Origin of the sequence: Desulfovibrio sp. SGI.230 (assembly GCF_050313065.1) — a bacterium.
GTDB lineage: Bacteria > Desulfobacterota > Desulfovibrionia > Desulfovibrionales > Desulfovibrionaceae > Desulfovibrio.
This window is the reverse complement of record NZ_JBNPKS010000001.1, coordinates 354,762-370,137: the sequence shown is the minus strand read 5'-3', so window position 1 is coordinate 370,137 and position 15,376 is coordinate 354,762. Positions and strand designations below refer to the sequence as shown.

The following is a 15,376-nucleotide window of genomic DNA, read 5'->3' as shown; positions in this document are numbered from 1 at the left end:
ATCCCATTGATTTTATTGTGGTGCGCCCGGCAGGAATCGAACCTGCGGCCTACTGCTTAGGAGGCAATCGCTCTATCCGACTGAGCTACGAGCGCGCTTCGTATCTTGTAAAGCAGTCTGACGCGCGCTGTCAAGTTGAAGCTGGCGGGCGGAAGGTCCTGTATTTCCGGGGCTGAAGGCAGGCCGTTTTGTGCCGCAACGCAGGAAAATCCTCTACAGCGATCCCGCCAGCATGACGCGCTCAGCTCAGGAACGCTTGTGCGGCAGGTGCAGCATGGGACCAAGCGCGATGCCCATGGCCCCCAGCACGACGACGACAGCTCCCAACAGGCTAAGCAGGCCCAGGTGCTCCAGAGGAAAGACCTGGGGCAGGGCCAGCGCCCCCAGGGCTTCCAGGCCAAGTGTGAACAGCGGGGTGGTGGTGACCACAGCGCTGACCTTGGCGGCATGCCAGTTCTTCATGGCCGTGGAAAAAGCACCGTAGGCGACGATGGTATTGATGCAGGCAAAGATCAGGCAGCCCGTCTGCAACGAGTCCAGCTCAAGGAAGGCCGAAGGAGTGGAGAGCGGCGTTAGGGCTAGGGCACCGGCAAGATAGATGAAACGCATGATGCGCCCGGGCGAGATCGTGCGCAGCAGGACTTTCTGGGCGATGCCGTAGCTGGCCCAGACGACGGCGGCCATGATCCCCAGCGCCATGCCGATGAGCATGTCACCGTTGGCCAGCTCCAGCAGCCGGGTATTGAAAAACAGCAGAAGGCCCCCAAGCAGGACGATGACGCTCCCCCCCTGGATGGGGAGGAAGGGCTCGCGCAGGACGAACACACTGCCCAGCAGCAGGAGGACGGGGCCCGCCTGTGCCAGGATCTGGCAGGCGGAGGCGCTGAGATAGGCCACCGACGAGTTGAAGAACACGAAGTTGCAGCTCAGGCCCGCAGCGGCCAGGACCAGCAGAATCTTTTCCTGGCGGCCCAGCGGCGTGCTGTTGCCGGGATGTCGGCAGGAAAGGCCCCATGTCCAGGCGGCAGCTACCCAGAAGCGCAGGCAGACGATGGAAAGCGCGTCCACCGTGGAAAGCAGGTGTTTGAGGGCCAGCGGCAGGGCCCCCCAGAATAAGGCCGTGAGCAGGGCCAGCATCAACCCGGTAGCGTTGGAACCCGGCATGTTCATCCTCCGTTGAGCGTTACGGGGGGCACCCTACAGCTTTGTCATGGGCTTGTCATGCGGAAATGAAGGCAGGGGGCGGGCCGAGCCATGAGCGGACGGGGCAGGGCTCCGGCATGGTAGACGCTGCAGCAGCCGTTACATCGGGAACAGGGCGGAAGCTTGTAGCAGATCCCTGAAAAGGCGCATGGCGGGCGTGCTTTCTCTGTTCTTGTGCCAGACGCAGATGGCCTGGACGATGCATCCAGACATGCGTACCGGCAGCTCTATCAGACTCCCGGTAGCCAGTTCCTGCTCTACGGCAAACGTCGGCAGGAAGGAGACCCCCAGGTTGGCAGCCACGGTCTTTTTGATGGATTCGATGCTCCAAAGCTCTATGGTGTTGCGGAACAGGATGTCCCTGGCGCGAAGGTGGGCTTCCATTCGTTCCCGGTAGATGCTGCGGGGCTCATTGATGATGAAGCTGGTCTCCTTCCTCTGGTGGGGCGTATCGAAGTTCCGGAGCCCGGGAGCGAGCAGGGGCGAGGCGACGATGATCCCCTTTGCCTGGCCAAGCGGCAGCACCTCCAGCGTGTGCGGATGACCGCCCACATCATAATAAACCCCCAGATCATACTGGCCGGAGAGGATGCCTTCCCTGATGTCGTGACAATTGAGGCTGTGCAGCTGGAGCTTCACAGCCGGAGCCCGCTCCACGAAATCGCCGAGCAGGGCATGGAGCTTGTAGGAGAGCAGGGATTCCGCCACAGCCACACGCAGCTCCCCGTGCAGGGACGCAGGGTCGTTGTATGCCGTGATGGCCTGCATGGAATGCAGGATAGCTTCCATATGAGGCAGGATGCTCTTGCCGGCAGGGGTGAAGACCATGCGCCTCCCAAGACGCTCGAAAAGGCGTACAGAAAGCTCGTTCTCGAGCTGGCGCACCTGAAAGGTCACAGTGGACTGAGAGCAGTTGAGGCGCTGCGCGGCCTTCTGGAAACTGCCTTCTTCCAGGATGGTCTTGATGACGACGATGCTGCGCGTATCCACAGGCCCCTCCAGAATATATCGATATTATAGAATCATGGCTGCGAATATATTTGCTTTTTCGCATAAAGTCATCAGCGTACCCTGCAGAGATGTCGCTTGGCCCGGTACGGGATCGGGTCACAGATACGACAGTCGTCCCAAAACGCTACGGAGGGGCACATGCCTGCATCGGTACTTTCGGCTTTTTTCGTATTCACCTTCATCACGGCCATCACGCCCGGCCCCAACAACATCCTGGCTCTTACGACGGGCGGCCGGGCAGGATTCAGGGGCAGTATCCCTGTTCTTGCCGGGATCTGCGGCGGTTTTTTCTGTGTCATGGCCATTTGCGGTGTACTTTCTTTCTCGTTTTCCGTGCTGTCCGCCTCCTTCCTGCAGATCATGCGCTATGTCGGGAGCGCCTATCTGCTCTGGCTGGCATGGAAGACCGCCATGCCGAAGGCAGGGGGCAACAGTGACGGGCGTGCCGATGCGGGCTTCATGACCGGATTCGTGCTCCAGTTCGTCAACGTCAAGATCATGGTCTACGGCATGACGGCCTATTCCGCCTTCATCCTGCCGCACCATGATTCTGTTGCGGCACTTCTTGCCGGGATGTGCTTCCTGACCATGATGGGCAGTCTGGGCACCATCGTGTGGGCCGTGGCGGGAGCCAGTCTGCAGAGCGTGTTCCAGCGGCATGTCCGCGTGACGAATGGATTGCTGGGGGCTCTGCTGGTCGGCTGTGCCTGGTCACTGCTGGATCAGTGATGCCGATGGGCCGCAAACGCCGGGAAAGGGCCCGTAGCCTACAGTCTTTATCATGCTTAAAACGCATGGATAGCTATTTGATATAGGTATTTTACCTGATAACTGCCTTTCTGCTATCTCCTCAGGGAACGCAGGCGGTCGCCATCAGGCCTTGTGGCAGCGGTCAGCCTGATCTTCATCATGAAGGAGAATAAGCCATGATGTCTCTGGACACATTGCTGGAACACCTGGATGCGGGACAGCCGCTGGTCACGGGCACGGAAGCCTTTGACTGCATGCACGGCTATTCGTACGAGGCCATGCGCCTGACCGCGGAGCTGAACAATGCCTTCCATACGCCTGAAGAGATCCGGGAGATCATGGGGCGGATCACGGGACGCCCGATAGATGAGACGTTCCGTCTGTTCCCGCCGTTCTATACCGACTTCGGCAAAAATATCCGCATCGGGCGCCGTGTTTTCATCAATGCCTGCTGCTGTTTCCAGGATCAGGGCGGGATCAGCATCGGTGACGGGACGCTCATCGGGCACCGGGTGACCCTGGCCACCATCAACCACGGCTTGCCGCCGGACCGGCGTCATGTCCACAACATCGCGCCCATCGTCATCGGCAAGGATGTCTGGATCGGTTCCGGTGCCATCCTCCTGCCGGGGGTGCATGTGGGCGATGGCGCCGTGGTGGCGGCAGGATCTGTGGTCCGTGAGGACGTCCCGCCACGTACCATCGTGGCTGGTGTCCCGGCCAGGATCATCAAAACTGTGGAGCAGGGCGCCTAGGCCTGCCGTACCGTTGCGCGCAGGACGCCGCCCTGCGGGTCGTCCCGCCGGATCATGAACCGGCTCAACGCCGGACAGGGGAAAAGAATATGCAGTACGCGACGCATTACGAAGAAGGGAAAAAAGTTTCGTTCAAAAAGTTCGATCTCAATTTGGCGGGCCTGCTGTTCCTGCCCGATGGTTTTGATGCGGACGCCAAATATCCGGCGGTGGTGGTCACCCATCCCGGCGGCGGCGTGAAGGAACAGTGTTCCTCGCTTTACGCCTGGCATCTGGCCCGGGCCGGCTATGTGGCCCTGGCATTCGATGCCTCCCATCAGGGCGAGAGCGAAGGTCTGCCCCGGTGTCTGGAAGATCCTTTCTCGCGCGTGGAGGACATCCGCTCGGCTGTGGATTACCTCGTCACCCTGCCGTACGTCGATGCAGAGCGCATCGGGGCCATGGGCGTCTGCGCGGGGGGCGGCTATACCATGAGCGCCATCCAGACCGATGTGCGCATCAAGGCTGCGGCCGGGATCAGCACCTGGGACGTGGGCGACAGTGCCAGAAACGGCTTTCCCGGTGTCGAGATCGAGAACTTCATGCAGAAGCTGCTGCAGGAAGTGGCCCGCGCCAGAACGGCGGCAGCCCGGGGAGAGGAAGCTCCCTGCTGGAAGTATGTCCCGGACGGCCCGGACGAGATCGACGAGCATACGTCCGTGATCCAGCGGGAAGCCTACGAATACTACAGGACGCCGCGCTGCAGTTATCCGACGTCCGTCAACCGTTACCTTGTTTCCAGCAATGACAAGCTGGCGGCCTTCGATGCCTTTGCCTATCTGGATACGGTGTCGCCCCGTCCTCTGCTGTTCATCGTGGGCAGCCGGGCGGATACGCTCTATTTCACGGAAGATGCCTACCGGCGGGCCAGGGAGCCCAAGAAGATCCATGTGGTGGAAGGAGCCAGCCACGTGGACCTGTACGACAAGCCGGAATACGTCACCCAGGTGGTGGAAGCCCTGAAAGAGTTCTTCGGTAAGGCGCTGTAGGCATAGCCCTTTCTCGTGTTGTCGGAGGGCTGCTCTTGCGGGGCTGTCTCCTCCGGCAGCAAGGGGCAGGCGGAGGACTGACCGTGTCCTGCCTTCCTGTGTGCTGTCTGCGGGATGGCCTGAGTTCAGGGCAGCGGAGAGGACGCACCCAGGTTTCTGCGCTGCGAGGGAAAGCCTGCAGAGAGAAAAAAGAAGATCAGCCCGGCCTCTTTACACGAGGGGCCGGGCTTTTCGTCATACGGGAGAGCCGGTAAGCGGCTTTTATCGGAAATCGTCTAGGTAGTGCAGACAGGCGGCAGTCTGCCGGCGAGACAGGGGCTTTGCCGGCGGAAAAGCGTTTGACAGGCCCGGGCGGGCGTGGAATGGAATCATGTCCATGAACGCCGTCGTCATATCGCTGTTTCTTGGTGGGCTGGCCCTGTGCATCGTCACGGGCGCATCCTTGCTGTGGGCTCTGGCCTTCGGCCTGCTGTGTTTTACCGGGTACGCTTTCCGTCTGGGCTTTCGGCCCCGCGAGATCGTGGGCCTGTGCGGCAGGGGCGTGCGGACCATCGGCAACATCCTGAAGATCTTCGTCCTCATCGGCATGCTGACAGCGGTCTGGCGTTCGGCCGGGACCATCCCCTACATCATCCACCACTGCCTGCCGTGGGTGGATCCTGCCCATTTTCATCTATGGGTCTTCCTGCTGTGCAGCCTGCTGAGTCTGCTGCTTGGGACCTCGTTCGGCACGGCCAGTACATTGGGCGTCGTTTTCATGCTGCTGGCGCGCACGGCCGGGCCCGATCCGCTCCTGACGGCCGGGGCGGTCATGAGCGGCATTTATGTGGGGGACCGAAGTTCGCCCATGTCGTCCAGCGCGGCGCTGGTCTGCGCCCTGACAGGGACGTCCATCTATGACAACGTACGGCTCATGTGGCGTACGTCCCTGCTGCCCTTCTTTCTGGTCTGCCTGGCCTACGTCCTGCTGCCGTCGGCACGGGCCGAGAGCCTGCCGCATGTGGACGGTCTGTTTGCCGACGGGCTGGTGCTGGATGCCCGGGTCCTGCTGCCGGCCGTCTTCATGCTGGTCCCCCTACTGTTGCGCTGGGATGTCAAAAAGATCATGGCATGCAGCATCCTTGCCGGATGCGTGGTCTCTCTGGCTGTCCAGCAGATGTCACCGGCTGCCTTGCTGCGCTGTCTGGTGTTCGGCTATGAGCCTCCGGCGGGCATGGAGATGCTGGCGGGGGGCGGCCTGCTCTCCATGGCACAGGTGGCGGGCATCGTCCTGTTGACTTCGGCCTATGCGGGCCTTCTGGAGGCGACCGGTCTGCTGGATGGCCTTTCTTCGCTTTGCAAGCGGCTGTCCTTACGGCTGGGGGCCTTTCGGACCACGGTGCTGGCAGGCCTGCCCGTGGCTGCCGTGAGCTGCAACCAGACGCTCGGCATCATGCTGACGAAGCAGCTGTGCGCCCCTCTCTGGCAGAACGGGAAGGAGATGGTCCTGCCGCTGGAAAACGGCATCGTTCTGCTGGCGGCCATCATCCCCTGGAGCATCGCCGGGAGCGTTCCTTGCGCCATCATGGGCGTGGGACCGGAGTGCCTGCCTTATGCTTTTTATCTGTATATGGTGCCGTTGACGGACATGCTGCTGCGGCGCCGCTAAGACGGTATCCCGGCGACTGTCGGGCAGGGAAGAGCAGGAGGCCGCGTCCTTTTCCACGTGTTTTTTCTGCCCTGTCGTATGCAGTCCCGGCATCTGGTGGAGAATTTTTCCCGGCAGTGTCCTGTATGTAAAAAGCCCCGGCCTTCCTTCATCTGCGGAAGCGTCGGGGCTTTTTCGTTACCATTTTGGGGGGAACTGAACAGGGGCGCTCACTGGCGTCAGGCCATATTTCCCGGCAGTGTGTCCTTTGCCGGGGCACTGGAGAAAATGCTCTGCCGGGAAGCTGTTTTTTTGCCGGCCGGCGGGCAAAAGCGGTTTCCAGGCAGTTCGGCAGGCCGTGGCTTGGGGCGGTCGCAGAGAAGATCTGGCGTTTTGCCGCCCATATCCGGGATGCGGCTAGACCAGATACAGTTCCGTCCCGGCTTCCTGGAGCATGTGCTGCCAGTGCTCCTCGAGCGGGGCATTGGAGAACACGGCTTCGATATCGCAGACATTGGCCACCCGGACCATGGCGGAACGGCCGAATTTGGAATTGTCCGTGGCTAGGAAGACCCGGCGCGAGCATTCGATGATGGTCCGGGCCACCGAGACCTCCCTGTAATCGAAGTCCAGCATGTTGCCTTCCTGGTCGATGCCGGAGATGCCGATGATGCCGTAATCCACCCGGAATTCCCGGATGAAATTCTCCGCGCTGGGGCCGATGATGCCGTGGTCGTGATGCCGCACCGTGCCGCCGGCCACCACCACGTCGAAGTTGGGATTGCGGGCCATGATGGCGGCCACGTTGAGGTTGTTGGTCAGCACCCTCAGGTTGTTGTGCCCCAGCAGGGCATAGGCGACCTCCTCGGTGGTCGTGCCCAGGTTGATGCAGATGGAGGCCCCGTCGGGGATATGTTTGGCCAGCATCTGGGCGATGGCCTTTTTTTCAGGCAGGAAGAGCTTTTTGCGCTGCTCGTAAAGGATGTTCTCCGTGCTCAGCGGCATGCCGACACCGCCGTGGAACCGCTGCACCTTGCCCTGTCCGGCCAGGGTATTGATATCCTTGCGGATGGTCTGCGGGGTCACGGAAAAACATTTGGTGAGCTCGTCGATGGTCGCATAGCCGCGCGCGTTGAGCATGTGCAGCAGGGCCTGATGGCGTTCCGTTGTCTTGGTCATGGGGTGTCCTGATGGGGGTGAGGATGCCGCAATATACTGGAATGACAGGGGCCGCGCAAGCCGCTCCCGGATATCGGATGAAAAGGTTTCGTTTTCGAACTTCTATTATCAAAAAACGAAAATTGATTGACGCGGAGCCTGTCTAAGGCTTATGACAAAAACAAGTATATACGCCTGTTTTCCCGGCATCCTGTCGGGATCGGTCCCCGGATAGGGCATCCGGCCCGGCCGGATGGTTTGCTTTGTGAAACAGGTGGCCTGACGGGCAAAAGGCCGTCAGGGTGCGGAAAAGGTGCTCCTTATCTCAATCCCAAATCAGCAGAGGTGGATGATGAAACGTATCGTTGCACTGCTTTTGGCCTGCGCCTTTGTCATGGGTGCGCTGGCTGCGCCTGCCATGGCTGCCAAGACCGTCGTCATCAAGATCGCCGGTATGAAGCCCGAAGGCGAACCTGAAACCATCGGCATGCACAAGTTCGGCCAGTATCTGAAGGAACTGTCTGGCGGCAAATACGAGGTGCAGGTCTTCCCCAACAGTACCCTGGGCAAGGAAGATGCCTACATCGCCAGCACCCGTAAGGGCATCATCCAGATGTGTGCCACGGGTACCCAGACTTCGGCCCTGCATCCTGCCATGGCCATGCTGGAAACCCCCATGCTGTACGACAGCTATGACCACGCCCGCCGCGCCATGGAAGGCGAGACCTTCAAGCTGATCAATGAAGGCTTCACCGAAAAGTCCGGTCTGCGTACCCTGAACGCCTTCCCTCTGGGCTTCCGTCACTTCTACACCAAGAAGCCCCTGAACAGCGTCAATGACGTGAAGGGCCTGCGCATGCGCGTGCCCAACATCCCTCTGTACACCAACTTTGCCAAGGAATGCGGCATCAGCGGCCAGCCCATGCCCTTCGCCGAAGTGCCCAGCGCTCTTGACCAGGGCGTCATCGACGGCGGCGACAGCCCCCTGTCCGATATCGTGGCTCTGAAGATGTACGAGATCACCCCCCAGATCACCCTGACCGGTCACATCCTGGTGATCCACTCCCTGTACATCAACGAAAAGTTCTACCAGAGCCTGCCGGAACAGGACAAGGCCTGGTTCAACGAAGCCGCCAAGCGTGCTGCTGACGACATCTGGCAGATGGTGGAAGAAGGCGACGCCAAGGCCATCGAGACCATCAAGGCCGCCAAGGGTTCTGTGAACACGCCTTCCAAGGAATTCCACGACTACATGGTGGAAGCGGGCAAGCGCAGCTGGAAGCTGTTCTATGACACCGTTCCCAATGCCAAGGAAATTCTGGAAAGCGCCGCCAGCTACCGCGACGCGAAGTAACATCTGAACACCGGGGGATGCCGCATGGGGCGGCGTCCCCCTTTTTCGACCCTGAACCACGCATGCAGACACCGCAACAGCGGTTTTTCTTCCGATACGCAGGGGGATACGATGAGCAGCGAAACCAAAACGACGCCCGCGACGGCTCCCGGGCAGCCGGCTGCCGAAAACAGGCACGGTTTGTCTGGCGAACTGCTTTTTGAAATTTTCTGTGCGGTCATCTTTCTGGGGATGATCGGTCTGGTCTTCTATAATGCCTTTTTGCGCTATGTATTTGGCGGAAGTTATCCCCCCAGCGAGGAATGGGCGCGCTTTCTTTTCATCTACATCACCTTTTTCGGTGCCATTGAGGCGTTCTACTGGAAAAAGCATATCGCGGTGGACATGTTTGTGGACATGTTCTCGGGCATGTCCCGCAAATGCATAGAGATCCTGGCCATTCTGCTGACCATGGGCGCCCTGGGGCTGCTGCTTGACGGCGGCATCACCTATGTGCTGCAGACCATCGACACCAACTCGGTCGCCACCAATGTCAACATGGCCTTCATCAACAGCACGCTGCCCATCATGGCCTTCACGGCCATCCTTATCTGCCTGCGGGATCTGATCGCCCTCGTGCGCCGTCCCGCCAGCAGCTTCGTCAAGGCGACGGAAGAGGAAAAGATCGAGCAGGAAATCAGCAAGGAGTTGTAGGGTATGGAGCTTTTTCTTTTCCTTGGCAGCCTCTTTGCGTTCCTGTTCGTAGGCATCCCCATCTCCATGGTGCTGGTGCTGTGCTCCATCGTGCTCATGTGGCATTCCGGCATGTGGGACAGCATGATCATTCCCTCCACCATGCTGGACGGGGCCAACAACTATCCCCTCATGGCCATCCCCTTCTTCGTCTTTGCCGGCGAGATCATGGCCGAGGGCGGTCTGTCCAAACGAGTGGTGCAGCTGGCCCAGCTCATGATCGGTCGCGTGCGCGGCGGTCTTGGTTATGCCGCCATCATCTCCAGCGTGATCTTTGCCGGTCTGATGGGCAGCTCCGTGGGTGAAGCCGCGGCCCTGGGCGGCCTGTTGCTGCCCATGATGGCCGAAGTGGGCTACAAGCCCGGCCGTGCGGGCGGCGTCATCGCCTCGGGCGCCATCCTTGGCCCCATCATCCCGCCCAGCACCAACTTCATCCTGCTGGGTGCGACCATCAGCGGCCTGTCCATCACCAAGCTGTTCATGATCGGCCTGTTCCCGGGCATCTTCATCGGCCTGGCCCTGATGGTGGTCTGGTTCTTCATCGTGCGCATCGATGGTTACAACGAGACCATCACCTTCACGCGTGAAGAAAAGTGGAAGATCATCCGCGACGCCACCCCGGCCTTCATGATGCCCGTGCTGCTGCTGGGCGGCATCCGCTTTGGCGTGTTCACGCCCACGGAAGGCGGCGCCTTTGCGGCCATCTACGCCATCATCGTCTGTATGGGGTACTACCGGGAACTGAGCTTCCGCGGTCTGCTGCGCGTCAGCGCCCGTGCGGCACGGACCACCGCTGTGGTCATGCTCATCGTGGCCACGGCCACGGCCGTGGGCTGGTTCATCACCATCGCCCAGATCCCCAACCAGGTGACCGATCTGTTCCGGCCGCTCATCGACAGCCCCGTGCTCCTGCTGCTGGCCATCAACATCTTCCTGTTCCTGGTGGGCATGGTCATGGACCTGACCCCCAACATCCTGATCTTTGCCCCGGTGTTCTATCCCCTGATCACCCAGGCCGGTATCGACCCGTACTTCTTCGGCCTGCTGTTCATCCTGAACCTGGGCATCGGCGTCATCACCCCGCCCGTGGGTACGGTGCTTTACGTGGTCTGCGGTGTGGGCAACATCAAGATCACCAAGCTGGTGCAGGGCATGCTGCCGTTCCTGGTGACGGAGATCATCATGCTCTTCCTGCTCCTCTTCTTCCCCTCGCTCTCCCTTACGCCGCTCAACTGGCTTATGGGCGGCTAGGTTCGATCCGCATCTTTGTCATGCAGGGCCCCTTCGGGGGCCCTTTTTTTATGCCCCGTGATCAGAAATGGGCGGCTGCGGCCATGCCGGAGGTGGGGAATCTGTATCCGGGATAGACCCGCTGGGGACTTCCTGCTGGGAGGGACGAGCCCCGGGCAGAGGAAGGGCAGGCGCAGGCATAGCGGCGTCGCGCCTTCGTCGCCGGTCAGGCGCTGCCCGCGGTCTTTCAGGCATGATGGAGCTGGAAGAGGGGACGCTGCCTCTTGCTGATCTGCCGTCAGGGGGCCTTCCCTCAGTATCCTGTTGCGGATGGTGGTGGCAAAGATGAGCGTACACCATAAAAAAAGCATCCCCACAGGAGATGCTTTTGTGTTTTCAGGTTCGTTGTCAGAGGATGATTCAGGCAGAGCGCGATGTCCCCAGCCTGTTCCCCAGCAGGAAAGCCAGCAGGGCCGCGAGAGTAGAGGGCACGATGGCATGGATGCCGTACATGGAGGGCTTGAGGACGCTCAGAGCAAAAAAGCAGGCCACCCCCACCAGAATGGAGCTCAGGGCGCCGGCCGCATTGGCCTTGCGCCAGTACAGGCCCAGCAGCAGGGGCCAGAGGAAGGTGGCTTCCAGACCACCAAAGGCAAACAGGTTGATCCAGACCAGCAGGTCCGGCGGCTCCAGGGCTGCCATAAAGACAACGGCGCCGATGGCGGCCGTACAGCCCAGGCTGAAGCGCTTGATGCGCTGCAACGGCATGCGGCTGCTGTCGCCCTTCAGGACGTACTGTACATACAGATCCTTGATGATGGCCGCTGAGGCCAGGAGCAGCATGGAGTCCACCGTGGACATGATGGCCGCCAGAGGCCCGGCGATGAAGACCCCGGCCCAGAACGGCGGCAGCAGCTCCAGTATCAGGCTGGGCATGGCCATGTCGCCTACGGCAAGGCCGGGGATGACGGCCCGGCCCAGTGCCCCGGCCAGATGGACGCTCAACAGGAGGAAGCCGATGATGACCGTGCCCATGATCATGGCGCTGTGCATGGCCCGTGAGTCCTTGTAGCCCATGCAGCGCTGGCTCGTCTGGGGCAGTCCCAGTACGCCCAGGCCCACCAGTACCCAGAAAGAGAGGATCATGGGCTGGGGCACGGCATCCTTGGGCCCTGTGGGCGTGATGAGGCCGGGATCGATGGCCTTGAGGCGCAGCATACAGGCCTCCATGCCGCCGCCGGCCTGGACCACCGCCAGCAGTACCACGACGGAAGCCACAGTCATGACGATGCCCTGCATGGCATCGGTAAGGACAACGGCACGGAACCCGCCCAGCGCGGTATAGGCGATGACCGTGATGCCGAAGAGCGCCAGCCCGACTTCATAAGGGTAGCCGGTGATGGCCTGGAACAGGCGGGCACCGCCGATGAACTGGGCCGTCATGGCAGCCACGAAAAAGACCAGCAGGGCCAGAGAGCAAAGGATGGCCACGGCGTCACTGCCATAGCGGACGCGCAGGTAGTCGGTGATGGTCACGGCATTCATGGCCCGGGCTTCCATGGCGAAGCGTTTGCCCAGGACCCCGATGGTCAGGAAGACGGTGGGCATCTGGATCATGGCCAGCAGGACCCAGCTCAGACCCACGGTATAGGCCACCCCAGGCCCGCCGATGAAACTGCTGGCACTGGTGTAGCTGGCCACCACGGTCATGGCCAGCACAAAGCCGCCCATGGAACGGCTGCCCAGAAAGTATTCCTCAAGGAAGCCCGACGCGTTCTCATGTTTGCGGGAAAGTTTTCCGGCCCACAGGGCCACCACAAAGGAAAGCGCCAGATAAAGGACGATGGGGAGCAGCGTGGAGGAAGCAGCCGTCATGGACGTTCCTCCCGGCCGGGATGGTTTTCGGAGGAGGGCGCTCCCGATGCCTGTGACGCATCGTCATCGTCAAGGGGCATGTCCTTGAAGAAAAAGCGCACCAGTCCCCAGACGAGCAGACAGGCTACAGGGTAACCCAGCACACAGCTGTAGAAGAACCAGTCCGGCATGCCCAGCGTATAGCTGTAGTTGTCCGGGGAATCGCTCCCCAGTCCGTAGGCTGTCAGATACCACCAGAGGAAATACAGGGCGTAGGCGGCCAGGGCGAACAGGGCTTCCCGGTTCGCCTGAAGGAAACGCGAGTCGTTTTTGCGGGCCATGGATACTCCGGGGCTGAAAGGGACGGGACGGCCACTGCTCCCGCCAGTATGACAGAGTGTGCGTCCGTAGTCGAGCAGGCAGCCATGAAGGAAAAGTATCCCGCCGGGATAGAGGAAGAGACAAACAGCATTTGCTGTGCCGTCCTGGGACAATACAGGGCCAGCTCCTGCCGTCCGTGTCTGCCCTTTTGACCTGCAGGGCCGTCCTGCGTAGGCTGGCGGGAACACGTCGTACGGAGAAAAAGACCATGCACATGCTTGCCGCCATCGATCTGGGAGGGACCCACTGCCGTTTTGCCCGTTTTGCCGCCACGCCCCGGGGGCTGGATCTGGAGGCTGTGGAAACGTGTCCGACAGCTGGCCTGCAGGACAGTGATGCGGTCCTGCAGCAGTGGGAAAGCGGTCTGCACACCCCGCTGTCACGGGTGGCAGCGCTGGTCATGGGCGTTGCCGGGCCTGTGCAGGATGGCCTGCGCGCCCGCCTGAGCAATGCTCCCTTGCGGATAGATCTGAACGCCGTCATGCCGCAGTTCGGTCTGCGCCGGGCCCGTGTGGTCAATGATTTCGTCTGTGAGGCCTGCGCCTGCCTGACCCGGGTGGGGGAGCGGTCCCTGCATCTGCTGGGACCGGCTGACATCCCTTGTCCGTCGCATCGTTCTCCCGGGGAGGCGCCTGCGCCTGTGGCCGTTCTGGGGGCCGGTACGGGACTGGGGGCCAGCTGGCTGGTCCCGCAGGCGGACGGCGGGCGGCTGCGCTGGTCGCCCCTGCCGTCAGAGTCCGGGCATCAGGCCTTTGCCTTTCTGGGGCGGGAAGAAGAGGACTTCGCGGTCTTTGCCCGTGAACGGCTGGGACGGTCATTGCTGCGCCCTGATGACATGGTCACGGGGCGCGGTCTGGCCGTGCTGCACCACTTTCTGACGGGGCGGGATCTGACGCCTGCCGCTGCGGCGGCCGAGGGTCTGGTGGGGGATCAGCCGACCCTGCGCTGGTATGCCCGTTTCCTGGGGCGGACATGTGCGCACTGGGGGCTGGCCACGCTGTGTTACAGCGGCCTTTTCCTCACCGGGGGCATGGTGTTGCGCAATCCTGCGGTCACAGAGCATCCGGCTTTTGCGGAAGGTTTTTCTCTGGCTCCGGAGCTGGGTGTGCTGGAGCGTATCCCTGTCCGCCGTTACACGGATGCGTACAGTGGACTGTGGGGCGCGGCCTGGCTGGGGGCGAATCTGGCCGGGGTGTCGGCAGGAAGATAGCCAGTTCTGCAACAACAGAGGCTCCGGTGTCTCCCGCTGGGGAAAGCCGGAGAAAAAAGATGACGCAGGTCCTAGGACCTGCGTTTTTCATGTCAGGCGGGGCCGTCAGGAAAGGAATCCCGTAGACAAGAGAATCCGGCAGGCGTGCCTGCCGGATAGAGGAGGGATTAGGAGGTTGCGGGGAGGCCTCCGGCCTGGTGCAGAACGGAAGGGGGGAGAGGAGCCTTTCCTGCCATCTCACCAGATGAGTATTTTTTATTTAACGATTGTTCGAATGTCAATAGATATGGGAAGTCCGGTTTATGGGCAGTATTCCCTGGATAACTTTGCCGTATCGGAGAAAAAAGACAAAGGCTCCCCTTCTTTTTTAATTGATTGATTGACTAAAATTATAGGGAGCGTTACGGTCCAGGGCAGGAGGAAGAGCATGGACGATATGCTGGAGGATAAAAGACGCAGCAAGGGAGAGGCTACCCGGATGGCCTTGCTGGAAGCGGCCCTGGTCCTGTTTGGGGAACGCGGCTTCGAGGGGACGAGCACCCGCGATATCGCCGGGCTGGCCGGTTGCAATCAGGGGCTCATCTCTTTCCATTTCGGCGGCAAGGAGGGCCTGTACGATGCGGCCCGTACCGTCATTTTCGAGAATCTGGGCAGCATCGTGCGCCCCATGACACGCCGTCTGGAGGAGGCCCTGGCTGAGGAGACGGATGCCGCAGCCCTGTGCGGCATGTTGCAGACGGAGATCACGGCGATCCTGACCACGTTCATACGCAAGCAGCACCACCAGTCCTGGTTCCTGCTGCTGCGGCGTTCGCTGCATGTGGGCGACGAAAAAACACGCGAGCTGCATTCGGCCCTGTTCCTGCCCCTGCTGGACGTCATCGGCCGCATCCTGGCAAAGGCCGGTCCTGCAGGAGAAGACAGCGCCCTGAAAGCCTTCCTGCTGGTGGATATGGCGTTCAGCATCCTGCGTGATTATCCCATGTTCTCTGCTATCTCTCCTGCGCGTGATGCGGAGGCGGATGCCCGGGAACTGGCCGGGATGCTCTTCCGGGGGATCCTGGCCCGCTGAAGGAGGAAAAG

Annotated in this window: 14 protein-coding genes and 1 tRNA gene; 9 read left to right on the top strand and 6 right to left on the bottom strand. The window is 61.1% G+C overall.

What is annotated here, in order from left to right:
• Positions 1 to 18: 18 nt before the first annotated feature.
• From ACQRAG_RS01655 to ACQRAG_RS01645, 3 genes are all read right to left on the bottom strand, one after another.
• Positions 19 to 95: transfer RNA gene (locus tag ACQRAG_RS01655), tRNA-Arg, on the bottom strand.
• Positions 96 to 246: 151 nt separating this feature from the next.
• Entirely contained in the window at positions 247 to 1,164 is a 918-nt protein-coding gene (locus ACQRAG_RS01650; protein WP_427803768.1) for a DMT family transporter, read from the bottom strand.
• Positions 1,165 to 1,302: 138 nt separating this feature from the next.
• Complete coding sequence (locus tag ACQRAG_RS01645) at positions 1,303 to 2,193, bottom strand: LysR family transcriptional regulator (protein WP_427803767.1); 891 nt, start codon at positions 2,191 to 2,193, stop codon at positions 1,303 to 1,305.
• Positions 2,194 to 2,352: 159 nt separating this feature from the next.
• Between ACQRAG_RS01645 and ACQRAG_RS01640 the strand changes: the two genes are divergently transcribed.
• The 4 genes from ACQRAG_RS01640 (at position 2,353) to ACQRAG_RS01625 (ending at position 6,395) form a co-directional block, all read left to right on the top strand.
• A complete protein-coding gene (locus ACQRAG_RS01640; protein ID WP_427803766.1) occupies positions 2,353 to 2,943 on the top strand; it encodes a LysE family transporter in 591 nt (196 codons plus the stop codon).
• A gap of 197 nt (positions 2,944 to 3,140) precedes the next feature.
• A complete protein-coding gene (locus ACQRAG_RS01635; protein ID WP_205906034.1) occupies positions 3,141 to 3,719 on the top strand; it encodes a DapH/DapD/GlmU-related protein in 579 nt (192 codons plus the stop codon).
• 89 nt (positions 3,720 to 3,808) lie between these two features.
• On the top strand, positions 3,809 to 4,747 hold the full coding sequence (locus tag ACQRAG_RS01630) for an alpha/beta hydrolase (protein WP_300646370.1): 939 nt from the start codon (positions 3,809 to 3,811) through the stop codon (positions 4,745 to 4,747).
• A 370-nt stretch (positions 4,748 to 5,117) separates the two neighbouring features.
• Positions 5,118 to 6,395: a Na+/H+ antiporter NhaC family protein gene (locus tag ACQRAG_RS01625; protein ID WP_427803765.1), complete on the top strand. Its 1,278-nt coding sequence runs from the start codon at positions 5,118 to 5,120 to the stop codon at positions 6,393 to 6,395.
• 396 nt (positions 6,396 to 6,791) lie between these two features.
• On the opposite strand, the gene ACQRAG_RS01620 is transcribed toward ACQRAG_RS01625, so the two are convergent.
• Positions 6,792 to 7,553, bottom strand: coding sequence for a DeoR/GlpR family DNA-binding transcription regulator (locus ACQRAG_RS01620; protein WP_168935288.1), 762 nt, complete (start codon positions 7,551 to 7,553; stop codon positions 6,792 to 6,794).
• Between the two features lie 331 nt (positions 7,554 to 7,884).
• Between ACQRAG_RS01620 and ACQRAG_RS01615 the strand changes: the two genes are divergently transcribed.
• The 3 genes from ACQRAG_RS01615 to ACQRAG_RS01605 all read left to right on the top strand — a co-directional run bounded on the left by ACQRAG_RS01615 (position 7,885) and on the right by ACQRAG_RS01605 (position 10,869).
• Positions 7,885 to 8,886, top strand: a complete 1,002-nt coding sequence (locus ACQRAG_RS01615) for a TRAP transporter substrate-binding protein (RefSeq protein ID WP_168935287.1) — start codon at positions 7,885 to 7,887, stop codon at positions 8,884 to 8,886.
• Between the two features lie 111 nt (positions 8,887 to 8,997).
• Positions 8,998 to 9,579, top strand: a complete 582-nt coding sequence (locus ACQRAG_RS01610; protein WP_168935286.1) for a TRAP transporter small permease — start codon at positions 8,998 to 9,000, stop codon at positions 9,577 to 9,579.
• A gap of 3 nt (positions 9,580 to 9,582) precedes the next feature.
• A complete protein-coding gene (locus ACQRAG_RS01605) occupies positions 9,583 to 10,869 on the top strand; it encodes a TRAP transporter large permease (protein WP_303740406.1) in 1,287 nt (428 codons plus the stop codon).
• 399 nt (positions 10,870 to 11,268) lie between these two features.
• Here ACQRAG_RS01605 and panF read toward each other — a convergent pair whose 3' ends face one another.
• The gene (gene panF / locus ACQRAG_RS01600; protein WP_168935284.1) at positions 11,269 to 12,723 is read right to left on the bottom strand and encodes a sodium/pantothenate symporter; all 1,455 of its coding nucleotides are present in this window, start codon (positions 12,721 to 12,723) and stop codon (positions 11,269 to 11,271) included.
• Complete coding sequence (locus ACQRAG_RS01595; protein ID WP_303740407.1) at positions 12,720 to 13,043, bottom strand: YhdT family protein; 324 nt, start codon at positions 13,041 to 13,043, stop codon at positions 12,720 to 12,722. Before ACQRAG_RS01595 ends, panF begins: the two co-directional genes overlap by 4 nt.
• Before the next feature lie 248 nt (positions 13,044 to 13,291).
• On the opposite strand from ACQRAG_RS01595, the gene ACQRAG_RS01590 reads away from it, so the two are divergent.
• Positions 13,292 to 14,293 carry a glucokinase gene (locus tag ACQRAG_RS01590; protein WP_427803764.1) on the top strand — a complete coding sequence of 334 codons (1,002 nt, stop codon included), beginning with the start codon at positions 13,292 to 13,294 and terminating at the stop codon, positions 14,291 to 14,293.
• 427 nt (positions 14,294 to 14,720) lie between these two features.
• Positions 14,721 to 15,365 (top strand): TetR family transcriptional regulator, encoded by a 645-nt coding sequence (locus tag ACQRAG_RS01585; RefSeq protein WP_427803763.1) that lies wholly within the window; start codon positions 14,721 to 14,723, stop codon positions 15,363 to 15,365.
• Positions 15,366 to 15,376 lie beyond the last annotated feature (11 nt).

Bases quoted from the DNA above. Each gene is read 5' to 3' on its own strand.
- ACQRAG_RS01650 (WP_427803768.1), bottom strand. From the start codon at position 1,164: ATGCCGGGTTCCAACGCTACCGGGTTGATGCTGGCCCTGCTCACGGCC.
- ACQRAG_RS01640 (WP_427803766.1), top strand. From the start codon at position 2,353: ATGCCTGCATCGGTACTTTCGGCTTTTTTCGTATTCACCTTCATCACG.
- ACQRAG_RS01635 (WP_205906034.1), top strand. From the start codon at position 3,141: ATGATGTCTCTGGACACATTGCTGGAACACCTGGATGCGGGACAGCCG.
- ACQRAG_RS01630 (WP_300646370.1), top strand. From the start codon at position 3,809: ATGCAGTACGCGACGCATTACGAAGAAGGGAAAAAAGTTTCGTTCAAA.
- ACQRAG_RS01625 (WP_427803765.1), top strand. From the start codon at position 5,118: ATGTCCATGAACGCCGTCGTCATATCGCTGTTTCTTGGTGGGCTGGCC.
- ACQRAG_RS01620 (WP_168935288.1), bottom strand. From the start codon at position 7,553: ATGACCAAGACAACGGAACGCCATCAGGCCCTGCTGCACATGCTCAAC.
- ACQRAG_RS01615 (WP_168935287.1), top strand. From the start codon at position 7,885: ATGAAACGTATCGTTGCACTGCTTTTGGCCTGCGCCTTTGTCATGGGT.
- ACQRAG_RS01610 (WP_168935286.1), top strand. From the start codon at position 8,998: ATGAGCAGCGAAACCAAAACGACGCCCGCGACGGCTCCCGGGCAGCCG.
- ACQRAG_RS01605 (WP_303740406.1), top strand. From the start codon at position 9,583: ATGGAGCTTTTTCTTTTCCTTGGCAGCCTCTTTGCGTTCCTGTTCGTA.
- panF (WP_168935284.1), bottom strand. From the start codon at position 12,723: ATGACGGCTGCTTCCTCCACGCTGCTCCCCATCGTCCTTTATCTGGCG.
- ACQRAG_RS01595 (WP_303740407.1), bottom strand. From the start codon at position 13,043: ATGGCCCGCAAAAACGACTCGCGTTTCCTTCAGGCGAACCGGGAAGCC.
- ACQRAG_RS01590 (WP_427803764.1), top strand. From the start codon at position 13,292: ATGCACATGCTTGCCGCCATCGATCTGGGAGGGACCCACTGCCGTTTT.
- ACQRAG_RS01585 (WP_427803763.1), top strand. From the start codon at position 14,721: ATGGACGATATGCTGGAGGATAAAAGACGCAGCAAGGGAGAGGCTACC.